Annotated in this window: 17 protein-coding genes and 2 pseudogenes; 12 read left to right on the forward strand and 7 right to left on the reverse strand. The window is 67.8% G+C overall.

Going from position 1 to position 18,087, the window contains the following annotated elements; genetic code table 11:
• Nucleotides 1-57: 57 nt before the first annotated feature.
• The 3 genes from OG272_RS20870 to OG272_RS20880 form a co-directional block, all read right to left on the reverse strand.
• On the reverse strand, nucleotides 58-879 hold the full coding sequence (locus OG272_RS20870; RefSeq protein WP_327729251.1) for an ABC-2 family transporter protein: 822 nt from the start codon (nucleotides 877-879) through the stop codon (nucleotides 58-60).
• Nucleotides 880-881: 2 nt separating this feature from the next.
• Nucleotides 882-1,616 carry an ABC-2 family transporter protein gene (locus OG272_RS20875; RefSeq protein ID WP_326585782.1) on the reverse strand — a complete coding sequence of 245 codons (735 nt, stop codon included), beginning with the start codon at nucleotides 1,614-1,616 and terminating at the stop codon, nucleotides 882-884.
• A 180-nt stretch (nucleotides 1,617-1,796) separates the two neighbouring features.
• Entirely contained in the window at nucleotides 1,797-3,059 is a 1,263-nt protein-coding gene (locus OG272_RS20880) for an ATP-binding cassette domain-containing protein (protein WP_405894392.1), read from the reverse strand.
• Between the two features lie 647 nt (nucleotides 3,060-3,706).
• Between OG272_RS20880 and OG272_RS20885 the strand changes: the two genes are divergently transcribed.
• The 3 genes from OG272_RS20885 to OG272_RS20895 all read left to right on the forward strand — a co-directional run bounded on the left by OG272_RS20885 (nucleotide 3,707) and on the right by OG272_RS20895 (nucleotide 5,530).
• On the forward strand, nucleotides 3,707-4,063 hold the full coding sequence (locus OG272_RS20885) for a hypothetical protein (RefSeq protein ID WP_405894394.1): 357 nt from the start codon (nucleotides 3,707-3,709) through the stop codon (nucleotides 4,061-4,063).
• A 28-nt stretch (nucleotides 4,064-4,091) separates the two neighbouring features.
• Nucleotides 4,092-4,556 (forward strand): hypothetical protein, encoded by a 465-nt coding sequence (locus OG272_RS20890; protein WP_405894396.1) that lies wholly within the window; start codon nucleotides 4,092-4,094, stop codon nucleotides 4,554-4,556.
• Between the two features lie 89 nt (nucleotides 4,557-4,645).
• Entirely contained in the window at nucleotides 4,646-5,530 is an 885-nt protein-coding gene (locus OG272_RS20895) for a DNA-processing protein DprA (RefSeq protein WP_405894398.1), read from the forward strand.
• 521 nt (nucleotides 5,531-6,051) lie between these two features.
• Here OG272_RS20895 and OG272_RS20900 read toward each other — a convergent pair.
• The gene (locus tag OG272_RS20900) at nucleotides 6,052-6,429 is read right to left on the reverse strand and encodes a helix-turn-helix domain-containing protein (protein ID WP_405894400.1); all 378 of its coding nucleotides are present in this window, start codon (nucleotides 6,427-6,429) and stop codon (nucleotides 6,052-6,054) included.
• A gap of 462 nt (nucleotides 6,430-6,891) precedes the next feature.
• Here OG272_RS20900 and OG272_RS20905 point away from each other — a divergent pair, with 462 nt between their 5' ends.
• From OG272_RS20905 to OG272_RS20920, 4 genes are all read left to right on the forward strand, one after another.
• Complete coding sequence (locus OG272_RS20905) at nucleotides 6,892-7,413, forward strand: hypothetical protein (protein WP_405894402.1); 522 nt, start codon at nucleotides 6,892-6,894, stop codon at nucleotides 7,411-7,413.
• A 280-nt stretch (nucleotides 7,414-7,693) separates the two neighbouring features.
• A complete protein-coding gene (locus OG272_RS20910) occupies nucleotides 7,694-8,383 on the forward strand; it encodes a hypothetical protein (RefSeq protein ID WP_405894404.1) in 690 nt (229 codons plus the stop codon).
• 347 nt (nucleotides 8,384-8,730) lie between these two features.
• Nucleotides 8,731-9,678, forward strand: a complete 948-nt coding sequence (locus tag OG272_RS20915) for a hypothetical protein (protein WP_405894405.1) — start codon at nucleotides 8,731-8,733, stop codon at nucleotides 9,676-9,678.
• Complete coding sequence (locus OG272_RS20920) at nucleotides 9,671-11,152, forward strand: hypothetical protein (protein ID WP_405894407.1); 1,482 nt, start codon at nucleotides 9,671-9,673, stop codon at nucleotides 11,150-11,152. Before OG272_RS20915 ends, OG272_RS20920 begins: the two co-directional genes overlap by 8 nt.
• Before the next feature lie 64 nt (nucleotides 11,153-11,216).
• Here the strand turns inward: OG272_RS20920 and OG272_RS20925 are convergent, their stop codons facing one another.
• Nucleotides 11,217-11,429: a hypothetical protein gene (locus OG272_RS20925; protein WP_405896147.1), complete on the reverse strand. Its 213-nt coding sequence runs from the start codon at nucleotides 11,427-11,429 to the stop codon at nucleotides 11,217-11,219.
• Nucleotides 11,430-11,537: 108 nt separating this feature from the next.
• Here OG272_RS20925 and OG272_RS20930 point away from each other — a divergent pair.
• Together OG272_RS20930 and OG272_RS20935 are read left to right on the forward strand one after the other, a co-directional pair.
• Nucleotides 11,538-11,868 (forward strand): annotated as a pseudogene (locus OG272_RS20930) (transposase family protein); the annotation flags it as partial.
• A gap of 60 nt (nucleotides 11,869-11,928) precedes the next feature.
• The gene (locus tag OG272_RS20935; RefSeq protein WP_405894409.1) at nucleotides 11,929-12,174 is read left to right on the forward strand and encodes a DUF2283 domain-containing protein; all 246 of its coding nucleotides are present in this window, start codon (nucleotides 11,929-11,931) and stop codon (nucleotides 12,172-12,174) included.
• Between the two features lie 278 nt (nucleotides 12,175-12,452).
• On the opposite strand, the gene OG272_RS20940 is transcribed toward OG272_RS20935, so the two are convergent.
• Together OG272_RS20940 and OG272_RS20945 are read right to left on the reverse strand one after the other, a co-directional pair.
• Nucleotides 12,453-12,617 (reverse strand): hypothetical protein, encoded by a 165-nt coding sequence (locus OG272_RS20940; RefSeq protein WP_405894411.1) that lies wholly within the window; start codon nucleotides 12,615-12,617, stop codon nucleotides 12,453-12,455.
• Nucleotides 12,618-12,744: 127 nt separating this feature from the next.
• The gene (locus OG272_RS20945) at nucleotides 12,745-13,569 is read right to left on the reverse strand and encodes an NPP1 family protein (protein WP_405894413.1); all 825 of its coding nucleotides are present in this window, start codon (nucleotides 13,567-13,569) and stop codon (nucleotides 12,745-12,747) included.
• A gap of 280 nt (nucleotides 13,570-13,849) precedes the next feature.
• Here OG272_RS20945 and OG272_RS20950 point away from each other — a divergent pair.
• The 3 genes and pseudogenes from OG272_RS20950 to OG272_RS20960 form a co-directional block, all read left to right on the forward strand.
• Nucleotides 13,850-14,601: pseudogene (locus tag OG272_RS20950) on the forward strand (IS3 family transposase); the annotation flags it as partial.
• Nucleotides 14,602-14,676: 75 nt separating this feature from the next.
• Entirely contained in the window at nucleotides 14,677-15,732 is a 1,056-nt protein-coding gene (locus OG272_RS20955; RefSeq protein WP_405895966.1) for a tyrosine-type recombinase/integrase, read from the forward strand.
• A complete protein-coding gene (locus OG272_RS20960; RefSeq protein WP_405892062.1) occupies nucleotides 15,726-18,080 on the forward strand; it encodes a tyrosine-type recombinase/integrase in 2,355 nt (784 codons plus the stop codon). The genes OG272_RS20955 and OG272_RS20960 overlap by 7 nt, the downstream gene beginning before the upstream one ends.
• Nucleotides 18,081-18,087 lie beyond the last annotated feature (7 nt).

Genomic DNA, 18,087 nt, shown 5'->3' on the forward strand with positions numbered 1-18,087 from the left:
CTTACTCGCTTACCCACATAACCGCCTTCCCGCCTTCCCGCCTTCCCGCTGTCTCGCTTACCCGTTGACGCCCGTGTACTTGCTCAGGCTCCAGTTCCACAGCAGCCGCGACAGGACGAAGGCGGTCAGGCCGATGAAGGGCGAGGCGACCGCGAGCGCCTCCGGTACGCCCATCGCGTCGCCGTGGCCGGTCAGCACGCCGGCCGGGAAGTAGGCGATGAAGGCGAGCGGTACGACGAAGGTGAACGCGGCGGACGCCGCCTTCGGCAGGATGCTGAGCGGATAGCTGCCGAAGGTCGCCATCAGTTCCTCCAGCCACTGGCTCCAGTACGAGGTGGCCGGGAAGTGGAACGCGGCGGCGGCCAGCGCCGTGAAGAGCGCGGCCTCGACCAGCATTCCGCCGAGCACACCCGCCACCACGTACGTGACCCGGCCCGCCGTCCAGTCGAGGGAGCTGCGCTGGAGGGCGGCGACGAACAGCCCGACCGCGACGACCAGGTCGCCGATGGCGTTGACCGGGAAGAAGGCCAGCTGGATCTGCCGGTAGACCGGCATCGGGCGGATCAGGCAGGGGTCGACGATCCCCTCCTGGACGAGGATGTTCATGTACTGGACGCGGCCGAGGAACAGCACGTACAGCCCGTGGGCCAGCATGCGCATGCTGGCGATGAGCAGCACGTCGGTGCTGGACCAGCCCCCGAGGCCGGGGAACCGGGTGAGCAGGACGGAGGCGAAGACGACGATCGAGACCTGCCAGATCGCCCCTACGGCGACACCCATCAGGAACTCGCCCCGATACTCCAGCCGGGCCTTGAAGTTGAGCTTGGTGATCCGCCAGACGACACGCCAGGCGTGCGCGGGCCCGTGTGGGGTGGTCATGGTCATCCTCCCTGGGCCACGACACGTCGGCCGGCCCGGTCCCAGAGCCGGCGGGTGAGCAGTGCGAGCAGCACGATCCAGACGGCCTGGACCGCCATCTGCCCGAAGGCGTCGCCGACGCCGATGCGCCCGACGTAGATGGAGAGCGGCACACCGAGAGTCGCCTGGAACGGCAGGAACGAGCTGAGCGTGATGAACCAGTCCGGGAAGTACCAGAGCGGCGCGTACACACCGGAGAGCAGGTTCTGCGCGAAGACGAGGATCATCAGGGCCGCCTCGTTGCGCAGGGTCCAGAAGCACAGCAGGTCGACCAGCATCATCACGTAGTACAGGACCAGTTGGCCGAGCAGCATGCTCACCGCGAAGACCCCGGCCACCGAGGGGGAGGCGGGCGGGGCGACGACCCCGACGGCGAGACACAGCACGTATCCGGCGAGCACCCAGCCGAAGCCGTACAACTGGTCGCCGAGGGCGCGCAGCGCGTAGTAGCGCTGGGGCTTCATCGGCCGCAGGTACCAGTAGACGATCGTCCCGAAGTGCAGATGCTGGATCACCGTGTCGCGGCCCGCGCGCCGGTCGAGGCCGCGGATGCGGTTCGCGAGCACGGCGAGTACGGCGTAGCCGACGGCCTGGGTCTCGTTCAGCCCTGCGCTGGAGGCGGTGTTCGCGTACAGCCCCCGCCAGAGGTAGACGACCAGGCAGACCTGGACGAGGAGCCGTACGGCGGTGGCGGTCATCCGTGGTGGTGCGAGCAGTTCGCCCCGCGGCGTGATCCAGGAGACGCGGCGGGCACGGGAGAGGGTTGCGGCGAGGGTGGGGGTGGAGCTGGGGACGGGGTCGGGGGTGAGAGTGGGAATCGGGGTGGGGGTGGGGGCTTCAGGTGGCTTGGCCGGGGTTCCGGTGGGGGTGGGCATGGGTCAGCCGCTCTGGGGGGTGGTGGTGGAGGAGGTGGAGGTGGTGGCAGAGGGGGAGGCGGAGGCGGCCGGTTCCTGGGCCGTTACGCCGGACCGGGCGTCGTCCTGACCGCCGTCTTGCGGACCGTCTTCCGGGCCGTGCTGCGGACCGTGCTGCGGACCGTGCTGCGGACCGAGCTGCCCGTCCTTCCCTACGTCCTGCGGTACGTCGCTGAGGTAGGCGGCGCGCATGACGTCCTCCAGGTCGTTCTCCTCCAGCGCGAGGTCCGCGACCCGGTACTTCCCGATGATCACCTTCAGCGCCTCGTGGACGGTGGGCGCGTCCTCCCCCACCGGCCCGAACACGACCCGCGGCCCTTCGCGCCGCAGCACACCCACACCGGCGAACCCGGGCAACGGCACGGGGGCCCCGGCCCTCGCACCGCGCTCGACCTGCTCGACCTGCTCGACCTGCTCAATCTGCTCGACGTCGGCCGGGTCGGCGAGTGTGGCCCGGACCTGCCAGGTGCCGCCGAAGCGCCGCCGGATCTCCTGGAGCGAGCCGTCGAGGACGATCCGACCGTGGTTGATCAGCACGACGCGCTCGGCGAGCCGTTCCACCTCGGTCATGTCGTGTGTGGTGAGCAGGACGGTACGGTCGCGCTCCTCGACCTGGTGCCGCAGAAACCGCCGTACCTGCTCCTTCACCACCACATCCATGCCGATGGTGGGTTCGTCGAGGAAGACGACGGGCGGGTCGTGCAACAGCGAGGCGGCGAGATCGCAACGCACGCGCTGCCCCAGCGACAGATGCCGGACCCGGGTGTCCCAGAACTCGGAGAGCTCGAGCAGCCCGTCGAACTCCTCGATACGGGCCCGGAATTGTCCCTCCGGAACCCCGTAGATATCCCGGAGGATCTCGAACGACTCCCGGGCGGGCAGATCCCACCACAACTGCGTCCGCTGCCCGAACACGGCCCCGATGTTGTGGGCGTTGCGCTCCCGGTCCCGGTGCGGGACGACCCCGGCGACGAGCGCCTCGCCCGAGGTGGGCGTCAGAATGCCGGTGAGCATCTTGATCGTGGTGGACTTGCCGGCCCCGTTGGGACCGAGCAGTGCGAGCAACTCCCCTTTGCCCACACTGAATTCGACGTCCTGCACCGCCACCTTGTCCACACGCCGCGGACTGACGAGCGATCTGAGCGCCCCCGCGAAACCGGGCTGCCGCACGGTCGTCTGAAACACCTTGGACAGCCCACGCGCCTCGATAACCGCAGACAACGGCATCACATCCCCTCACACTCACTCGTTCGAAATACCGAACACCATTCGGAGCAACGGCGGAATGCTAGGCCCGCCGACCACACGAGAAAACCGATTTGTTGGCCACCCCGCGATCGCCCCCGCGACACCCCGATGCGATCGGCCCCGCGTCACCCCACGCGACCACCGCCCCGACCAACCCCACCCGACCACCCCGGATGCCTACCCCCCACCCACTCGCCCACCACCCGCTACACTGACCGGGCACCTTGCCTTCGTTGCCTTCGTGGGGCTTGTAGAAAACCCCATCGCCGCAGGTCAGCGGGTGGCCAGGAGATCGCTCCGGAACGCACACCGTCGGATTCGGAAACGCTCAGCTGATCGCTGCAGGTCAGGGCCTGTCCTCGGTTGCGTCGGCCAGCGTTGCAGCATCAACAGCCAGACGTCGTCGTAGCCAACGTCCCGCTTCAATGAATGGCCCATTTTTCTCGGCTTCATTCCTTTCCGGCTCAGCGCAGGCGTATGTACCGGTTCTGACTGATGCTCAAGGCATGAGGACCGCATTCAGAAATAGGTCGCGGCACACCGCTCTGGCTGTGATCGACCGCGAAGATCGTGTACTGCTGTACAGGGTTCATGGCGAGTCCTCCTGGCGACCGGTCGCTTCTCGCGTGATCCGCATCCTGCCGTCACGATTCTCTGTCATTCATGTCCTGGACCCACTCTTCTCCCACTGGTTCCTTGCTCGCACTCCGGTTGTCGGAAATTACAACCCGCTACCAGAGCGAGACAGTTCGGACGAATCGATGCGCATCTTTGTCGTCCGTCGCAGCAAAATGAGATCGATCCGTCTTCGCGCCCGCGCCCGCGCCCGCGCCCGCGCCGCCACGGACGCCTATTACGTATGGCATCCACTGTCGAATGTCGAGGGCGAGGAATTCGATTCGTACCCACGCGAGCTCGGCCCATTTCTACGTGGATATATCGAGGGCTGGATTCCTGACGGCATCATCACTCTCGTCGAATGACTACTTTCCCAGCCAAGGAGCATGCCTCGTGACAAGTGCTCAGCATCGACTCCAGCCGCCAGGCCGCGGTCCGCTGCGGTTGGAGATCCGGACGCTGCTGGCTGCCGCCGGGCTGCCCGAAGCGGACAACGACGACCGATACCGTGCCCACGGTGTCGTGGTGACCGATCGCGGAGAGTCAGTCGGCGTGGAATGGTTCGTCTCTCGCAGCCTCCGTCGCGCCGCGGCCGACGAACAGCTGCGGGGCTGGCCCATGGGCCCGGCGGATCGCGCGCAGGAAGCCGCCCGACGCCATCTTCACGCGGCTCTGTTCGGCATTTTGACTGAAGTGGGATACCTGGTGGAAGCTGATCCGCCTGACACTCCGGGCGCTATCTCCGTTCGAGTCGGCAGGGTCTCGACACCCACGACGTTGACCGCGGACATCAAGCGGATCCTGGCAGACCTCCGCAGCCCCGCGGACAGCTCGGAGGATCCCGGCCTGTCATCGTGAGTGGAACAACGCTCCGCGATCACGCCACTACGCGAATCGAGTTTCTCCGCTCCTCGGCCCCCCAAGGCCGCCCTTCCTATACTTGCCGCATGGACCAGGAGCTGGAGCGAGCCGCCCTCGTCGCACTCTTGCGGCGCGGCGATCGCCCCTGGCCCGAGCTGACTGACCAGGTCGAGACGGTTGGGAGCGCACGCGAGGTCTTGGACAACGTGCTCGATGCCTCAGGTCAGGGCGCCCTGTTCGACACCGAGCCCGCAGCAGACCTGGAAGCCGTCGCCGCGGAAATCGCCGCCTGGGAGCGCGAAGGCATGCGGCTGGTGACGATTCTGGACGAGGACTATCCGCTCTACCTGCGGCTGGTCCACCAGCGCCCACCGTTCCTGTTCCTGCGCGGAATGTCGGTCGAGAACGATCTGCGGGTCGCGGTCGTCGGCACCCGCAATCCCACCCCGGAGGGCATCGCCCAGGCCCGTGCCATCGCGGGCGGCCTGGCCGAGCGGGGCGTCACCGTGGTCAGCGGTCTCGCCGCTGGAATCGACACGGCCGCGCACGGCACCGCGCTCGCCGTCGGCGGCCGCACGGTCGCCGTCATCGGCACCGGCCTCCGGCGCACCTATCCGGCGCAGAATGCCCGGCTACAGCAGGAGATCGCCGAGCGGGGACTCGTGATCTCCCAGTTCTGGCCAGATGCTCCGCCCTCGAAAGCATCTTTCCCCATGCGCAATGCCGTGATGAGCGGCTACAGCCTGGCCACCGTCGTGGTCGAGGCCGCCTACCGCAGCGGTGCCCGCATGCAGGCCCGCCTCGCCCTGGAGCACGGTCGACGCGTTTTCCTGATGCGTTCCCTCATGACCCGCGAATGGGCGCGCGAGTACGCTTCCCGGCCCAACACCACCGTCATCGACGGCCCGGACGACGTCTTCTCCGAACTCCACTCCCTCGTTCCGGCCACGGGCGAGCTCACCTGGGCATAACCAGCGGCCGGGGTGGCAACCGTCGGCGAGCTGTCCGCCCGCTACACCAACTTCCTCGTCCACCCACTGCTGCCCGGCCCCGGCGTCTGCCAGGTCTGCCGGGGCGTGGCGAACAACGGCTACCCCACGTGCTGGCCCTGCCAGCAGGCGACGAAGATCCTCGGAACGGAGGTCGCCGATGCCGTGGTCCCCTACGGGACATCGTCGCCGACATGGTCGCCGTCACCCGAAGCCGCTACCGCGACCTGCTCAGCCCGATGCCGGATGCGGCAGCTCTCGGCCGCGTGGCTTCCTCCCAGCGCTACACGTCATCGGCGTTGTGGGGCGACAACGTGCTACTCATCGACGACACATGGACCACGGGCAACCACGCTCAGTCTGCGGCGGCAGCTCTGAAGTCGGCCGGCGCGGGAAGTGTGGCAGTCGTCGTTGTCGGCGTCATCTCAACACCTCCTACGGTGACACCGCGGCACACGTGCGACAGGCGCGGCTACGTCGCTTCTCCTGGGGCGCCTGCACGCTCAAGCCCTGGGATCACGTACAGGCATGACCATTTCCACTTCGCCAGCGGTCCTTGCATCCGCGGCTGCGGCCGACCGCACTGCGGACGGCCCCGGCCAGAGCTGATGGTCGAGGGCGTCTTCCAGGCGCGTGAGAGTGCCGATGTCGGGAAGCACGTCACCGTTGACCACACGGGCGACGGTGGAATGGGCGACGTAGGCGACCTCGGCGAGTCCCCGCAGGGACAGACCACGTGACCGCATCGTCCAGCGCAGGTCCCGGGCCAGCAACAGGCCGCAGTGAGCGCTCAGCGGAGCATCCGAGGCGAGGGTCACCTCAGGCCAGGTGCCGTCCGCCACATAGAACAGAGGGGGCTTGTCGTTGTTGCTGCGTGGCATGGCCCGATCGTGCCACGCACAGCACTGCCCCTGGCGGGCTCTGCGAGCGCTGCAACACCTCGAAGTGCGGTCCGGACCCAGGACGCCACGCTCATCCAGCGTCCCCCACGATGCCGGAAACCGTCGTCTGCGGGTCACATACGACGACTGGGTATCTACGTCTCCCCTTCCTCCAGCAATTGCCGACGCGCCACTCCCCGGCCACGGAACCACCCTCGGAATCAGGCGAGTTGCCACTACACGCCGCTGATCTGATGCATCAACTCACCTCACTATCCGGCATGTTGAGCGAAGCCCCGGGACTCAAGACATCTCAGATCACCATGAACCCACCTACCCGACCGGAGCAGACGGACCATCAGATGCGTTTTGCTCACGGAGCATTCAGCTACTTGCTGCGCTTGGCTACGACGGCAGGTAGGGTGATCCACAAGTCGCTCCGGGACAGCCGAGGAGGGTGTGGTGGGTAACGCGACGAGCACTCCTGCTCAGCCGCTCATCGCTCGCCTCCGGGAGCTGGCAGATGTAGAGCGAGCCCGCCGCGAAGCGGCCGATCTGGCCGTGACGGAAGCTGAGCGGGTGCTGCAGGAAACCCAATACATTCAGCGTGTCGCGGCTGAACGCCATGCCGCTGTCCTGGCGACCGTCGAGGCCGCCGAGGCATACGCGGGGCAGCAGGCACAGGGCGCATCGGACACTGTTTCCCACGCCGAACAAACGGAGCAGGTTGCCACGGACAGGACTGCCTCTCCGAGCGCTTCAGGGCGCTCCCTGAAGCACCTCGTGGTGGACGCGCTCAACGTCGGAGAGATCACTCCACTGACGCTGATCTACGAGCGCGTACGAGAGGTCCGGCCGGACTCGACCGCGAGTGCGATCCGCGCCGCCCTGGCGACCCTGCACAAGAAGGAGACGGTGGAAATCGTCCGCCGGGGCGCCTACCGGCTGCTGGAGATCCCGGAGGGGTACCGCACAGACATCTAGAGGTCACAACCTCACACCCAGCAGCAACGTGCGCGTGGCGCCGCCAGAGAGTACTTGGCCGTTCTCCTCCAGCGGCGCCGGTGACACGTCAGCTGAGGGCCCACGCATCGAACACCACCCTAGGGCATAGCCCCTGTTCCGCGTCGGGCCCTGATCAGAAACCCCTGTAGTAGGACACGAACTGAGGGCCCGTTATGCCATTTCTGACGTCGTACATCAGCAAATGCCGCTCCTCCGCACTTCCTGTGACCTGGTGCCCCCTGCACACAGGAGGTGCGTGATGGCGCTCTCCGATTCCTCGCGATCGCGGATTCTTCCGACCGAGCGCCTCACCCCGCGCCGGCAGCTTGAAGTCATCGACGCCATTGCCGAACTCGGCGGCCCCGGCCGGTCTGCCGTCAGGGCCACGACCGTCGGCAAGCGGCTCAGTATCTCTCCGAGGTCCGTCAGCGGGACGGCAGGTTTCCTCGCCCAGGCCGGGATCTTCCGGGCCGACCCCGGCTCCTTGGCACTGACCAAGCTCGGTTTGACCCTCGCACAGTTGCGAAGCACCGATTCGGCACGCGCCCGGCTTCTGCTGCGGGACAGCTGGCAAGGCCAGTGGTTCCAGCGATCCGCCGTACAACACCTGTCCTCCGGGCCCTTGGAGGAGGCCGAGCTGGCCCGACGGCTCAAGGCCGGCGCCCCGGGCCCCGCGGAACGCGGCCTCTACCTCACGGAGTGGCTGGTGTACGCCCTGCTCGTCGACCGCGACGAGCAGGGACGGCTCACACTCCCCGCCACGCAGAAGCCTCCCACGGCCTCCGCGCCGAAGAAGCCGGAGCCATGGGGAGTCCTGGACCCCTTGATGAGCGCCACTCCCGCCCAGATCTCCGCACTGCCCGATGACCAGTTCATCGCATTGATGGGCGCATACCAGACCGTGTTCGCCTCACTGGCTCCGCGGATTCCACAGCAGACCAGAGGCTGACCGAGCCCTCTCCTCGGGCGCTGCGTGGCCTCCCCACCGTGGCGCCTCCCCACCGTGGCGCCTCTTCACCCGCCTGCACGCGTCTGAGCCAGGTGGTCAACGGTCGTGCCGCCACGGCGCGCTCATGTCGGCATCGCGCTTGAGCGTGTCTACGTCCTGCCAGCGCGGCCGCTGTGTCCGTCACCCCTTTCGCCTCCCTCCTGTTGCCGCGGAGATCATCCATGCCCAAGGTGTCGCATGTATGGAACACCACGCTTTCAACCGATTCGCACCCTTCGTTCACACACCCCGCAACTCGGGGATCGCAGCCGGTTGTGCTGGTGCCACCCCAGCGAAGGGCTCTCACCGTGGGAAGCGACCCATCCCTCACACTCGCTCTCGACCGTGTCCAGGACGCCTGGCAGTCCATGGCTGCCCGCGGCGAGTTCACCGAGCAGACCTTGGACAAGTTCGGTCTGCTGCTCAAACGGTTCGAGCGTTACATGCAGCTGCGCGGCGCCGTCGTCCTGGGCGACGTCACCGCCGATCTGACGGAGGACTTCGTCACCGCTCGCGGCCGTAGCCGCCACGGCCGTGTCACCGACTCTGCGGCGGCCACGATGCGGCTACGCCGCTCGGTAGTCCGCACCGCCTACCGCACCATGCGCGAACTCGGTCTGAGCGACGCCGACCCCGCCCGGGACATCGTCCTGCCCGCTCGCGCGGTCGGTGGTGTGCGACCGCTGGCCGAGGACGAGGTCATTGATCTGCGCCACCGCGCCTCGTTCGTCACCCGCCCCAGCCGTCATGGAGCCGCCGCCGCGCTCGCGCTGGCCGGCGGTCACAGCGGGGAGATCGGGCACATCCGCGTACGAGACCTCGACGTCAGCCACCGCCGCGTGTGGATGCACGGCTCCACCAAGGCGGACGCACGCTGGTGCCCCCTGGACGACTGGGGCCTCAACGTCCTGACCAGCCGCGCCAAGTTCGTCAGCGCACGGCAACTCCGCAGGGAGTCCGCACCGAACGCCCGCCTGGCCGTGTCCGACCGGCACGGCTCCGACGCCTACCTGCAGGCCCGCGCGTGCGTCGCCCTTGGCGACCTCCTCAAACGCATCGGTCTGGGCGACGAAGAGGACATCAAGCCATCCTCGGTCACCGCCTGGGCCGCCGTCGCGGAGTTCGAACGCACCGGGCACATCGAGGACGCCGCCCGTCGCCTCGGCCTGCGCTCCCTGGACCGCGCCGCAGCCGTTATCGGCCACACCTGGCGCACTCCCGGCCCTGAGGACGGGCAGGAGGCGCTCGGTGCCTGACGACGTCTTCGGCGACCCCCTCTCTCAGCACCTCCGGCCAAGCCGAAAGCGCCAGCTGAACGACTCCGAACAGCGCACGCAGCCACAGCGGATCGCGGACTGCCTCGATGAACCTCTGATCTACGAGATGGCCGAACTACTGCCCGCACCGAGCAGCCGAGGATGCCCCCGCCAGTACCCAGCCGTCATCTACGTCCTACTCGCCGCTCTGATGACCGTCACAGGTTCCAAACGGTCCGCCGTCGGCACACTCGACAACAGACAGTGGCGTGCCGTCCGCGCCTCCATACGGCGGAACGCCGGACGCACGTCAGCGGCCTTGCTGCCGCTCACCCCGCCGAGCCGTGGCCAGTACCTGTACGCCGAAGAGAAACTCCTGGCCCCCAGCATCGAGCCGCTCCAGGATCTCTTCGAGCAGCAAGCCGTCCAACAAGCCCTCAAACAGGGCCTGTTCCCAGGCGATGCCGCACGGAACTGGGTGAGACCCGAGCGCCGTCAACTCCTCGTAGGTGACGCCACTGTCCCCAAAGCGCCCTCCAAGGCGGAACACGCCTTCACCGTCGACACCACCACCGGGGAGATGCGCAGGCACCGTGTAGACCCCGCGGCCCGCCTCTACTACGAGAACGGCGAGAAGGAGAAGCGTCTCGCACGAGGCACGAAGTGGTTCTTCGCCTCGGCTCGTGACAACGGCTACTGGCAGCGCGTCATCCTGGCGGTCCGGCACGTCGCGGGCGGTGACTACGAGGACGAAGCCGCCGTCGCCGTACGTTCCTTCGCTCAGCTCAGCAGCCAGTTGCCCGGCTGCATGGGTGTCATCTACGACGGAGCGTTCCGCGGCGTCCACCGCGACGCCCTCGCCCGCCGCGGACTGCTGGTCATCAACCGCCAGCACGGCTCGGTCAAACCCCGGGCCTACGAGCTCGTGCGCTTCGGCCGTTGCCGCCATGACCTGTGGTGCGACCAGGGCCGCATCGCCGAGCGTGTTCTCCTCGACGACGGCACGAGCACGTTGATCCCTGTCCCTGTCAGCCGTCTGGAACACCGACAGGGACGTACGAAGTCACGCTGGTACCACCTGTTGCTCATTCCCTGCCGTCACGGCGCCCACTCGTACCGCGTCCAGGTCGCGATCACCACGACCCCCCATGACCGCACCGGCACGGATCCGGCCACCGGCCGCAGACTCAAGAGCGACAGTGAGCGCGACTTCCACCGCGCCGAGTATCTTCAGCAGATCCCGGAGTCCACCCTCACCCACCAGCAGCTCTACCCCTACCGCAGCGACTCAGAGTCGGTGCACAGCCAGTTCGACCAGAGCTTGTGGAACAACCGGATGATCTCCTACGGCCTCGATCGCCAGAAGGTCTTCGCTCTCGGCTTCGCTCTCGCCCAGAACGCCACCAGCCGACGCTTCTTCCTGGAGCGATCAGGGGCGCTGCAGGCGTTGGGTACAGGGCGTGAGCCGGCGTAGCACTGGGGCTGGCCCTCTCGGGCGCCCCCGTCCGCGTGACCGGCTCCGATGGCGGAGACCGTCCTCAGGGCGCGGTCACCAGAGTCGAGGCGTCGATGGAGAAGCGGTAGCGCACGTCGGAGGCGAGGACGCGGTCGTACGCCTCGGTGATCTGCTCCGCCGGGATGACCTCGACCTCGGCACCGGTGCCGTGCTCGGCACAGAAGTCGAGCATCTGCTGGGTGGTGCGGATTCCGCCGATCTGGGAGCCGGCGAAGGCCCGCTGGTTGCGCACCATGCTGAAGCGGTCGAGGGAGAACTTCGGGGTGACACCGACGATGGCCAGGGTGCCGTTGACGGTGAGCAGGGACAGATAGGCGTCGACGTCGAGTTCGGCGCTGGTGATGCCGACGCGTTCGGACGCCTGCTCTGGGCCTCACCTGCCCTGCCAGGTGCCGTCCACGACATCAAGGCCGCACGCACCCACGGCATCATCGAAGCGCTCACCCAAGCCGGCATCCGGACGTGGGCAGACAAGGGATATCAGGGAGCTCAGGGGACGATCCGAGCCTTACCGGGGCCGCTGGAGCACGCTCCCAGCCGGGAAGCGGGCGGTGAACTCCTCCCCCGCCAGGATCCGAGCCGGGCGCAAACTCCGTTGCAGCACCACCCGCAGCACCGACATCGTCAAGGCCGTCCTGGCCTTGCACCTCGCCACGGCAGCCGGAGGTTGCTGAGGCCGGAGGCATGGACAAGGACAGCGCCACCATCAACGACACCAAGGGAGACCGCTCACCGTGACAGACGTCAGAGTCACCTACGACAAGACCGTGAACGCAGCGTACGTATACCGCACCGAACCGCAGGCCCGCGTGAAGTCCGCGCGCATGTATCCCTGCGATCCAGTGGACGTCGACGGCGTGATCAACCTCGACTTCGACGAGCAGGGCCGCCTCATCGGCATCGAGGTGTTGGCGGCCAGTTCAAAACTGCCCGAGTACCTGCTCCAGTCCGCGGAACGACTGGACACCGAAGGTGCATGACCAGTCGAGCACCACGCTCGCGGCGAGCAGGGTTGGAAAAGGCTCACTCCTCCAGATCCTGAACGGACGACTCGCCGGCGAAGCGGGTGTACCGGGCCTTCTGCTCTCCTGAAAGATAGTCAACTGCCACAGGTGATGACGTTAGGCAGCAGACACCTCACCAGTCCCAGCAGTGATCCAACCGAGATCCAAGATCAATGCGTGCGACGGGGAGGTGACCTGCTCGCGATGACCGCCGACCCGGCCGGTGCGGGTGACGCTGGTGTGCACCAGCGAGGTCAGCCTGCCGTTGCGGTCCGCTCCCAGCGCAACCCGCGGGATGGACGGGTGCGCCCGCCCACCGTCCGGTAGACCGCCTCCCGCGAAAGCACCAGCCGCACGGGCCTGCTGGTCGCCCGTGCCGCTAGCGCCGCCAGCGCCGCCAGGATCGTGCCGGGCCGCATCGCGAACTTGCCGCCGAAAGCGCCGCCGACGAAACGCTCAACGGATTTACGTGATGAGGGGGTCGGCCGCCGATGGCGGGGTAGTGCCGTCGAGGCCGGCCCCCTTCTGTGCGCGTTCCTGCGTCCGTCAGCCGGCGGCCCACGGGTCGAAGGGGATGCCGGCGGCGGCGTCCCTCTTGGCCCTGCTGAGCTCTTCGCTGAAGCGGCCGTCCTTCAGCGGGAAGTTGGCGTCGCCCCAGGTGGCCGAGTTCATCTTGCCCCGGAGATCCACACTGCTGCCGTTGTTGAAGTTGTCCCAGCTGACCAGGCGCGGGAAGTCCCAGCCGCCGTTGCCCCAGGCCTCCGCGACCTCGCCCGACTGGGCGAAGCGGAAGACGTGGGTGGACACGCCGTCCTTGTGGTAGACGACCTTGAGGCGGACCCCGTCCCTCGGGAGCGCGCTGAACTGCGAGGTCGTGTAGCTGCCGTGGTGGGAGACGGACGCGTACTCGGGCGTGCCCGCGCCCTGCCGGATCCAGATCACCGCGGACTCCCAGTCATGGCGGTGCGACGTGGCGGTGCAGTTGTCGCAGCTCATGTCCTTCTCGAAGTACAGGGTGTAGACGATCCCGCACCAGCCGTTGTTGCACTTGGCCCGCGAATAAGTGTTGGCGTTGCCGAGGTGGCCGGAGCGGCACTGGCCGGTGACGGGCCCGCTGTCGTCGAGGCCGCCGTTGAGGTTGCCGTTGTTGTCGATGGCCGCCACGGGGAGGCAGCCGTCCGAGTCGTAGTCGAAGACCGGCTGGAACTGTCTCTGGAACGTGGTGGCGCGCTCGGACAGCGGGGTCAGCACGCCGGCGTGCGCGCTGCCGGTCAGGCCGATGGTCAGCGCGGCGGCGCTGACCGCGACGAGCGCGGCCCGCCCGAGGCGGCCGAGACGGGACTTCCTGCTCTTCATCAGTGCTTGCGGCATGCGGGGTTCACTCCACTTGGCTCTGCGCGGGGGGATGCCGGTGATCCGGCTTGGCGGGAGCGAGACTGACAAGCGGAGAGTTGATCGGCACCTGACTTCACCAGGGCAATCAAATCCGGGCAGCGGTTCCGGGTTGTTCGGCGGCGCGTACCGCCGCTGTCATCAACGCCACACTCTGCGGCCGCAGGGTTTCAACTGGTCAGCGGGATACGTAGGGCCTTGGCCCCTGATCTTGGACACACGAGACACTGGATCTTGAGGATCTGAGAACGGACATCTCGTGGTCATGAAGCACTACCCGCCGGAGTTCAAGGCGGACGCGGTCGCGCTGTACCAGTCGCGGCCCGGAGCGACGATCAGGTCGGTTGCCGCTGATCTGGGTGTCAATCCGGAGACGTTGCGGAACTGGGTACGGGCGGCCGGGGCAAGCCGGCCCCAGGGACGCCAGGCAGAGATACCCGCCGAGCCGCCCACGCCCCTGGAGGCGGAGAATGCGGCCCTGCGCAAGAAGGTCCGCGAGCTGGAGGAAGAGCGCGACATCCTGCGCAAGGCGGCGAAGTATTTCGCCGGGGAGACGCGCTGGTGAACCGCTTCCAGTTCGTCGCAGACCACCAGCGCCGCTTCGGCGTGAAGCGGCTGTGCACCATCCTCGGCATCGCCCGCTCCAGCTTCTACTACTGGCGCAAGACCGCGGCCGACCGGGAGGCCCGCCAGGCGGCCGATGCCAGACTCGCCGCCCGGATACGCACGGTTCACCGTGACTCGGACGGCACCTACGGCGTCCCCAGGATCACCGCCGAACTGCGTGAGGCAGGCGAGTTGGTCAATCACAAGAGGGTCGCCCGCCTCATGCGCCAGGCCAACCTGGCCGGACTGCGGCTACGCAGGAGGCACCGCACCACCATCGCGGACCCGGCCGCCGCGAAGGCAGCCGACCTCATCGGCCGCGACTTCACCACAGCCGCGGTGAACACGAAGTACGTCGGCGACATCACCTACCTCCCGCTGGCCGGCGGGAAGTTCCTGTATCTATAAGTTACGTGGAATCACGCTGACGGATGGACCTTACGGCCGGGGCGGTACGACGGTGCCAGTGTCGCGTTGAACGTGTCCGTGACGGTGTTGTCGGAGAAGTGGCCGGTCCTGGGGCGGCATGAGCGGGCGGCCGAGTGGCTGCAGATCTGGTCGGATCTGGGGCGGGCGCCTCGGACGATCGACGCCTATGCCCGGGGACTGGGTGAGTTCCTGCTGGTCTGTGAGCGGGAGGGGATCGCCCCGGAGGCGGCCAGTCGCGTCCATGTTGCCGCGTTCGTACGGGAGTTGAGGACACGACCGAGTCGCGGTGGTGCGAACGTTCTGGCCCTGGACTCGGGAGCGGGCCTGTCCAACGCCACCCTGCAGCAGCGGCTCGTGCCGGTGCGGCTGTTCTTTGACTTCCTCGTCGAGGAGGGCGTGCGGGAGTCGAATCCGGTGGGCCGCGGCCGCTACACCCCCGGCCGGACCGGTGGCGGGACGGCGCGGGGGCTGGTGCCGCGGATGGTGAAGCTGCCCTGGATCCCGTCGGAGGACGAGTGGTTGCGGATCTTGGAGGTCTTCCGGGCCGAGCCGGTGCGCAACCGGCTGATGCTGGCTCTCGCCTACGACTCGGCGCTTCGCCGCGAGGAGTTGTGCTCGCTGCGGACCGACGACATCGATCCGGCCCACCGCACACTGCGGGTGCGGGCGGAAACGACCAAGACGCGTCAGGAACGGGTGGTGCCCTACTCGGCGTCCACCGGCGTGCTGCTCGGCGAGTATCTGCGGCACCGTGCTTCGTTGTCGCGGGCGCGGGGGCCGTTGTTCCTGTCGGAGTCGCGGCGCAACGCGGCCCAGCCACTGACCTTGTGGACGTGGTCCAAGGTCGTACGCCGGATCGCGCTCACCGCGGAGGTGACACGGTTTTCCACGCACACCACGCGGCACCTGTGTCTGACGGATCTGGCCCGGATGGGCTGGGAGGTGCACGCGATCGCCTCGTTCGCCGGACATCGCAGCACCGAGTCGACCCTGCGTTACATCCACCTCTCGGGCCGGGAGCTCTCCGCCCGACTGAACGCCTCGATGTCGCATCTGCACGCCTGGCGGGTCGAGACACTCACCACTGCGGGAAGGTCCCCGTGGTGATCCCGTCCCAGGTCAGGCCGCTGATCTCGACACCCGAGGTGGGGACGCAGCGGCTGAGGGTGTTCGCGCTGGACGGCTTCGACTGCCGTCCGCAGCTGCTCGGCCGGGAGCGGGATGCGCTGGCGGCCATGGACCTGCGGGCCTTGCGCCGGCAGCGGGCTCACGGCGGGATTCCGCGTCGGACCGCCGTGCACTGGAGGGCCCTGACCCGGCTGGTGGACCCTCTCGACCAGGCCCGCGGCGTCCTGCACCACGACGGTGAGGTCAGCCACCGCCGGGCCGGAGCCCAGGCCGTGGCGATCGTACTGGCCAACTGCCGCACCCTGGACCGTTCTTGGTGGGGGTGGACGCCCTGGGACTGGGCCGGGCTGTGTTCCACCGGCAGTACCGCGTTCCGCACAGCCCAGCCACTGCCGACGGACACCGCAACCCGCCCGTTCCTGATCGCCCTGGCCCATCTCCTCGGCGGCTTCACCGACTACCAGCACCTGGGCTACTTCAACCGGTTCTACCTGGCCGAGCTGCTGTTCGGGCCACAGATGCTGCAGACGGCGATGGCCGAGGTCGCGAAGGTCTCGGAGGGCTGGGGCTACCGCAGCCAGAGCCGCGAGGATGGCCGCTACCGGCTGCCCGGAGTGCTGGCCCAGGCGCTGCTGATCAACCGCAGCCCCCGCCTCGAGGACTTGACCACCGAGGCGTTCGCCCGCCTGCAGGCCCACCCGGCCACCGGCCCCCGCTATGCCTCCGGGTTCTACGCACTGCAGAAGGTCCTGGCCGATCTCGGGCACTGCCGGGTCCCGGTCCGACCCGGCTTCAACCACGCTCCGGGCCTGGCCGGAGTGCCCGAGCCGTGGGCCGGCTATCTGCAACGCTGGTACGACACCTCCACGCTCACCACGGCCGTTCGCAACAACATCCGTACGAACATGGCCAAGACCGGCCGCTGGCTGGCTGCCGAACATCCCGACGCCGTCGATCCGGCCCACTGGACGCGGTCGACCTGCGCGAACTGGGTCGCCGCAGTCGACAAGATGGCCGTCGGAGACTACGTCCAGCGCACCGACCACCTCCACGAGCGTCTCGGCGACCCGATCGCCCCACGCACCAAATCCCACATCCTGATGGGCACCCGCACGTTCCTGCGCGACCTGCAGGAATGGGAATGGATCCCCAGGCGTTTCGACACGAACCGAGCCCTGGCGGTGCCCCGCACGATCGCCGCCCTGATCTCCACCGACCCTCGCGTCATCGCCGACGAGGTCTGGGCGAAACTGCTGTGGGCCGGACTCAACCTCCAGGCCAGCGACCTCCCCGGCACCTCAGCGGGCAGCTACTACCCCCTGGAACTGATCCGCGCTCTCGCTCTGACCTGGCTCTTCTCCGGCCTGCGCAGCGACGAGATCTCCCGGCTCCGGGTCGGCTGCGTCCGCTGGCAGCACGACGGACACCCCATCGACGGTGCCTCCCGTGAGGTCCTGGCCGAACAGGCTGTCTGCCTCCTCGATGTCCCCGTGAACAAGACCAGTACGGCGTTCACCAAGCCCGTCGACCCGATCGTCGGCCAGGCCATCGAAGCCTGGCAGGCCCAGCGGCCCACCCAGCCCAAGCGCCTCGACGCCAAGACCAACGAGCGCGTTGACCTGCTCTTCTCCGTCCGGGCCCACCCCGTCGCGAAGAACTACATCAACCGCACCCTGATCCCCTCGCTCTGCGAGAAGGCCGGAGTGCCCACCGCCGACGTCCGCGGCAACATCACCAGTCACCGGGCACGCTCCACCATCGCCAGCCAGCTCTACAACGCCAAGGAGCCGATGACGCTCTTCGAACTGCAGGCATGGCTCGGGCACCGCAGCCCGACCAGCACCCAGCATTACGCGAAGATCACACCGAACACGCTGACCAGGGCATACACCGAGGCCGGATACTTCTCCCGGAACCTGCGGACCATCGAGGTCCTCGTCGACCGCGACGCGGTCGCCTCGGGCGCCGCCGCAGGCGGCGAGCCCTGGCAGCACTACGATCTCGGCCACGGCTACTGCACCTACAGCTTCTTCGAGCAGTGCCAGCACCGCATGGCCTGCGCACGCTGTGACTTCTACACGCCCAAGGACTCCAGCCGGGCTCAACTCCTGGAAGCCAAAGCCAACTTGCAGCGGATACTCGTCTCCATCCCGCTCACCGATGACGAACGCGCCGCCGTCGACGACGGCCAGGCAGCCCTCGACTCCCTCCTCGACCGGCTCGCCGACACCCCCACACCCGCCGGCCCGAGCCCCCGCGAGCTGAGCGGACCCATCACCGCCCAACTGCTACCGATCATCGAAGTCCGGCAAAGCTCCCAGAACTGAAGTCGCA

Source organism: Streptomyces sp. NBC_00104, assembly GCF_045160825.1.
Taxonomy (GTDB): domain Bacteria; phylum Actinomycetota; class Actinomycetes; order Streptomycetales; family Streptomycetaceae; genus Streptomyces.

Bases quoted from the DNA above. Each gene is read 5' to 3' on its own strand.
- OG272_RS20870 (WP_327729251.1), bottom strand. From the start codon at position 879: ATGACCACCCCACACGGGCCCGCGCACGCCTGGCGTGTCGTCTGGCGG.
- OG272_RS20875 (WP_326585782.1), bottom strand. From the start codon at position 1,616: ATGACCGCCACCGCCGTACGGCTCCTCGTCCAGGTCTGCCTGGTCGTC.
- OG272_RS20880 (WP_405894392.1), bottom strand. From the start codon at position 3,059: ATGCCGTTGTCTGCGGTTATCGAGGCGCGTGGGCTGTCCAAGGTGTTT.
- OG272_RS20895 (WP_405894398.1), top strand. From the start codon at position 4,646: ATGGACCAGGAGCTGGAGCGAGCCGCCCTCGTCGCACTCTTGCGGCGC.
- OG272_RS20900 (WP_405894400.1), bottom strand. From the start codon at position 6,429: ATGCCACGCAGCAACAACGACAAGCCCCCTCTGTTCTATGTGGCGGAC.
- OG272_RS20910 (WP_405894404.1), top strand. From the start codon at position 7,694: ATGGCGCTCTCCGATTCCTCGCGATCGCGGATTCTTCCGACCGAGCGC.
- OG272_RS20925 (WP_405896147.1), bottom strand. From the start codon at position 11,429: ATGGTGCGCAACCAGCGGGCCTTCGCCGGCTCCCAGATCGGCGGAATC.
- OG272_RS20940 (WP_405894411.1), bottom strand. From the start codon at position 12,617: ATGCGGCCCGGCACGATCCTGGCGGCGCTGGCGGCGCTAGCGGCACGG.
- OG272_RS20945 (WP_405894413.1), bottom strand. From the start codon at position 13,569: ATGCCGCAAGCACTGATGAAGAGCAGGAAGTCCCGTCTCGGCCGCCTC.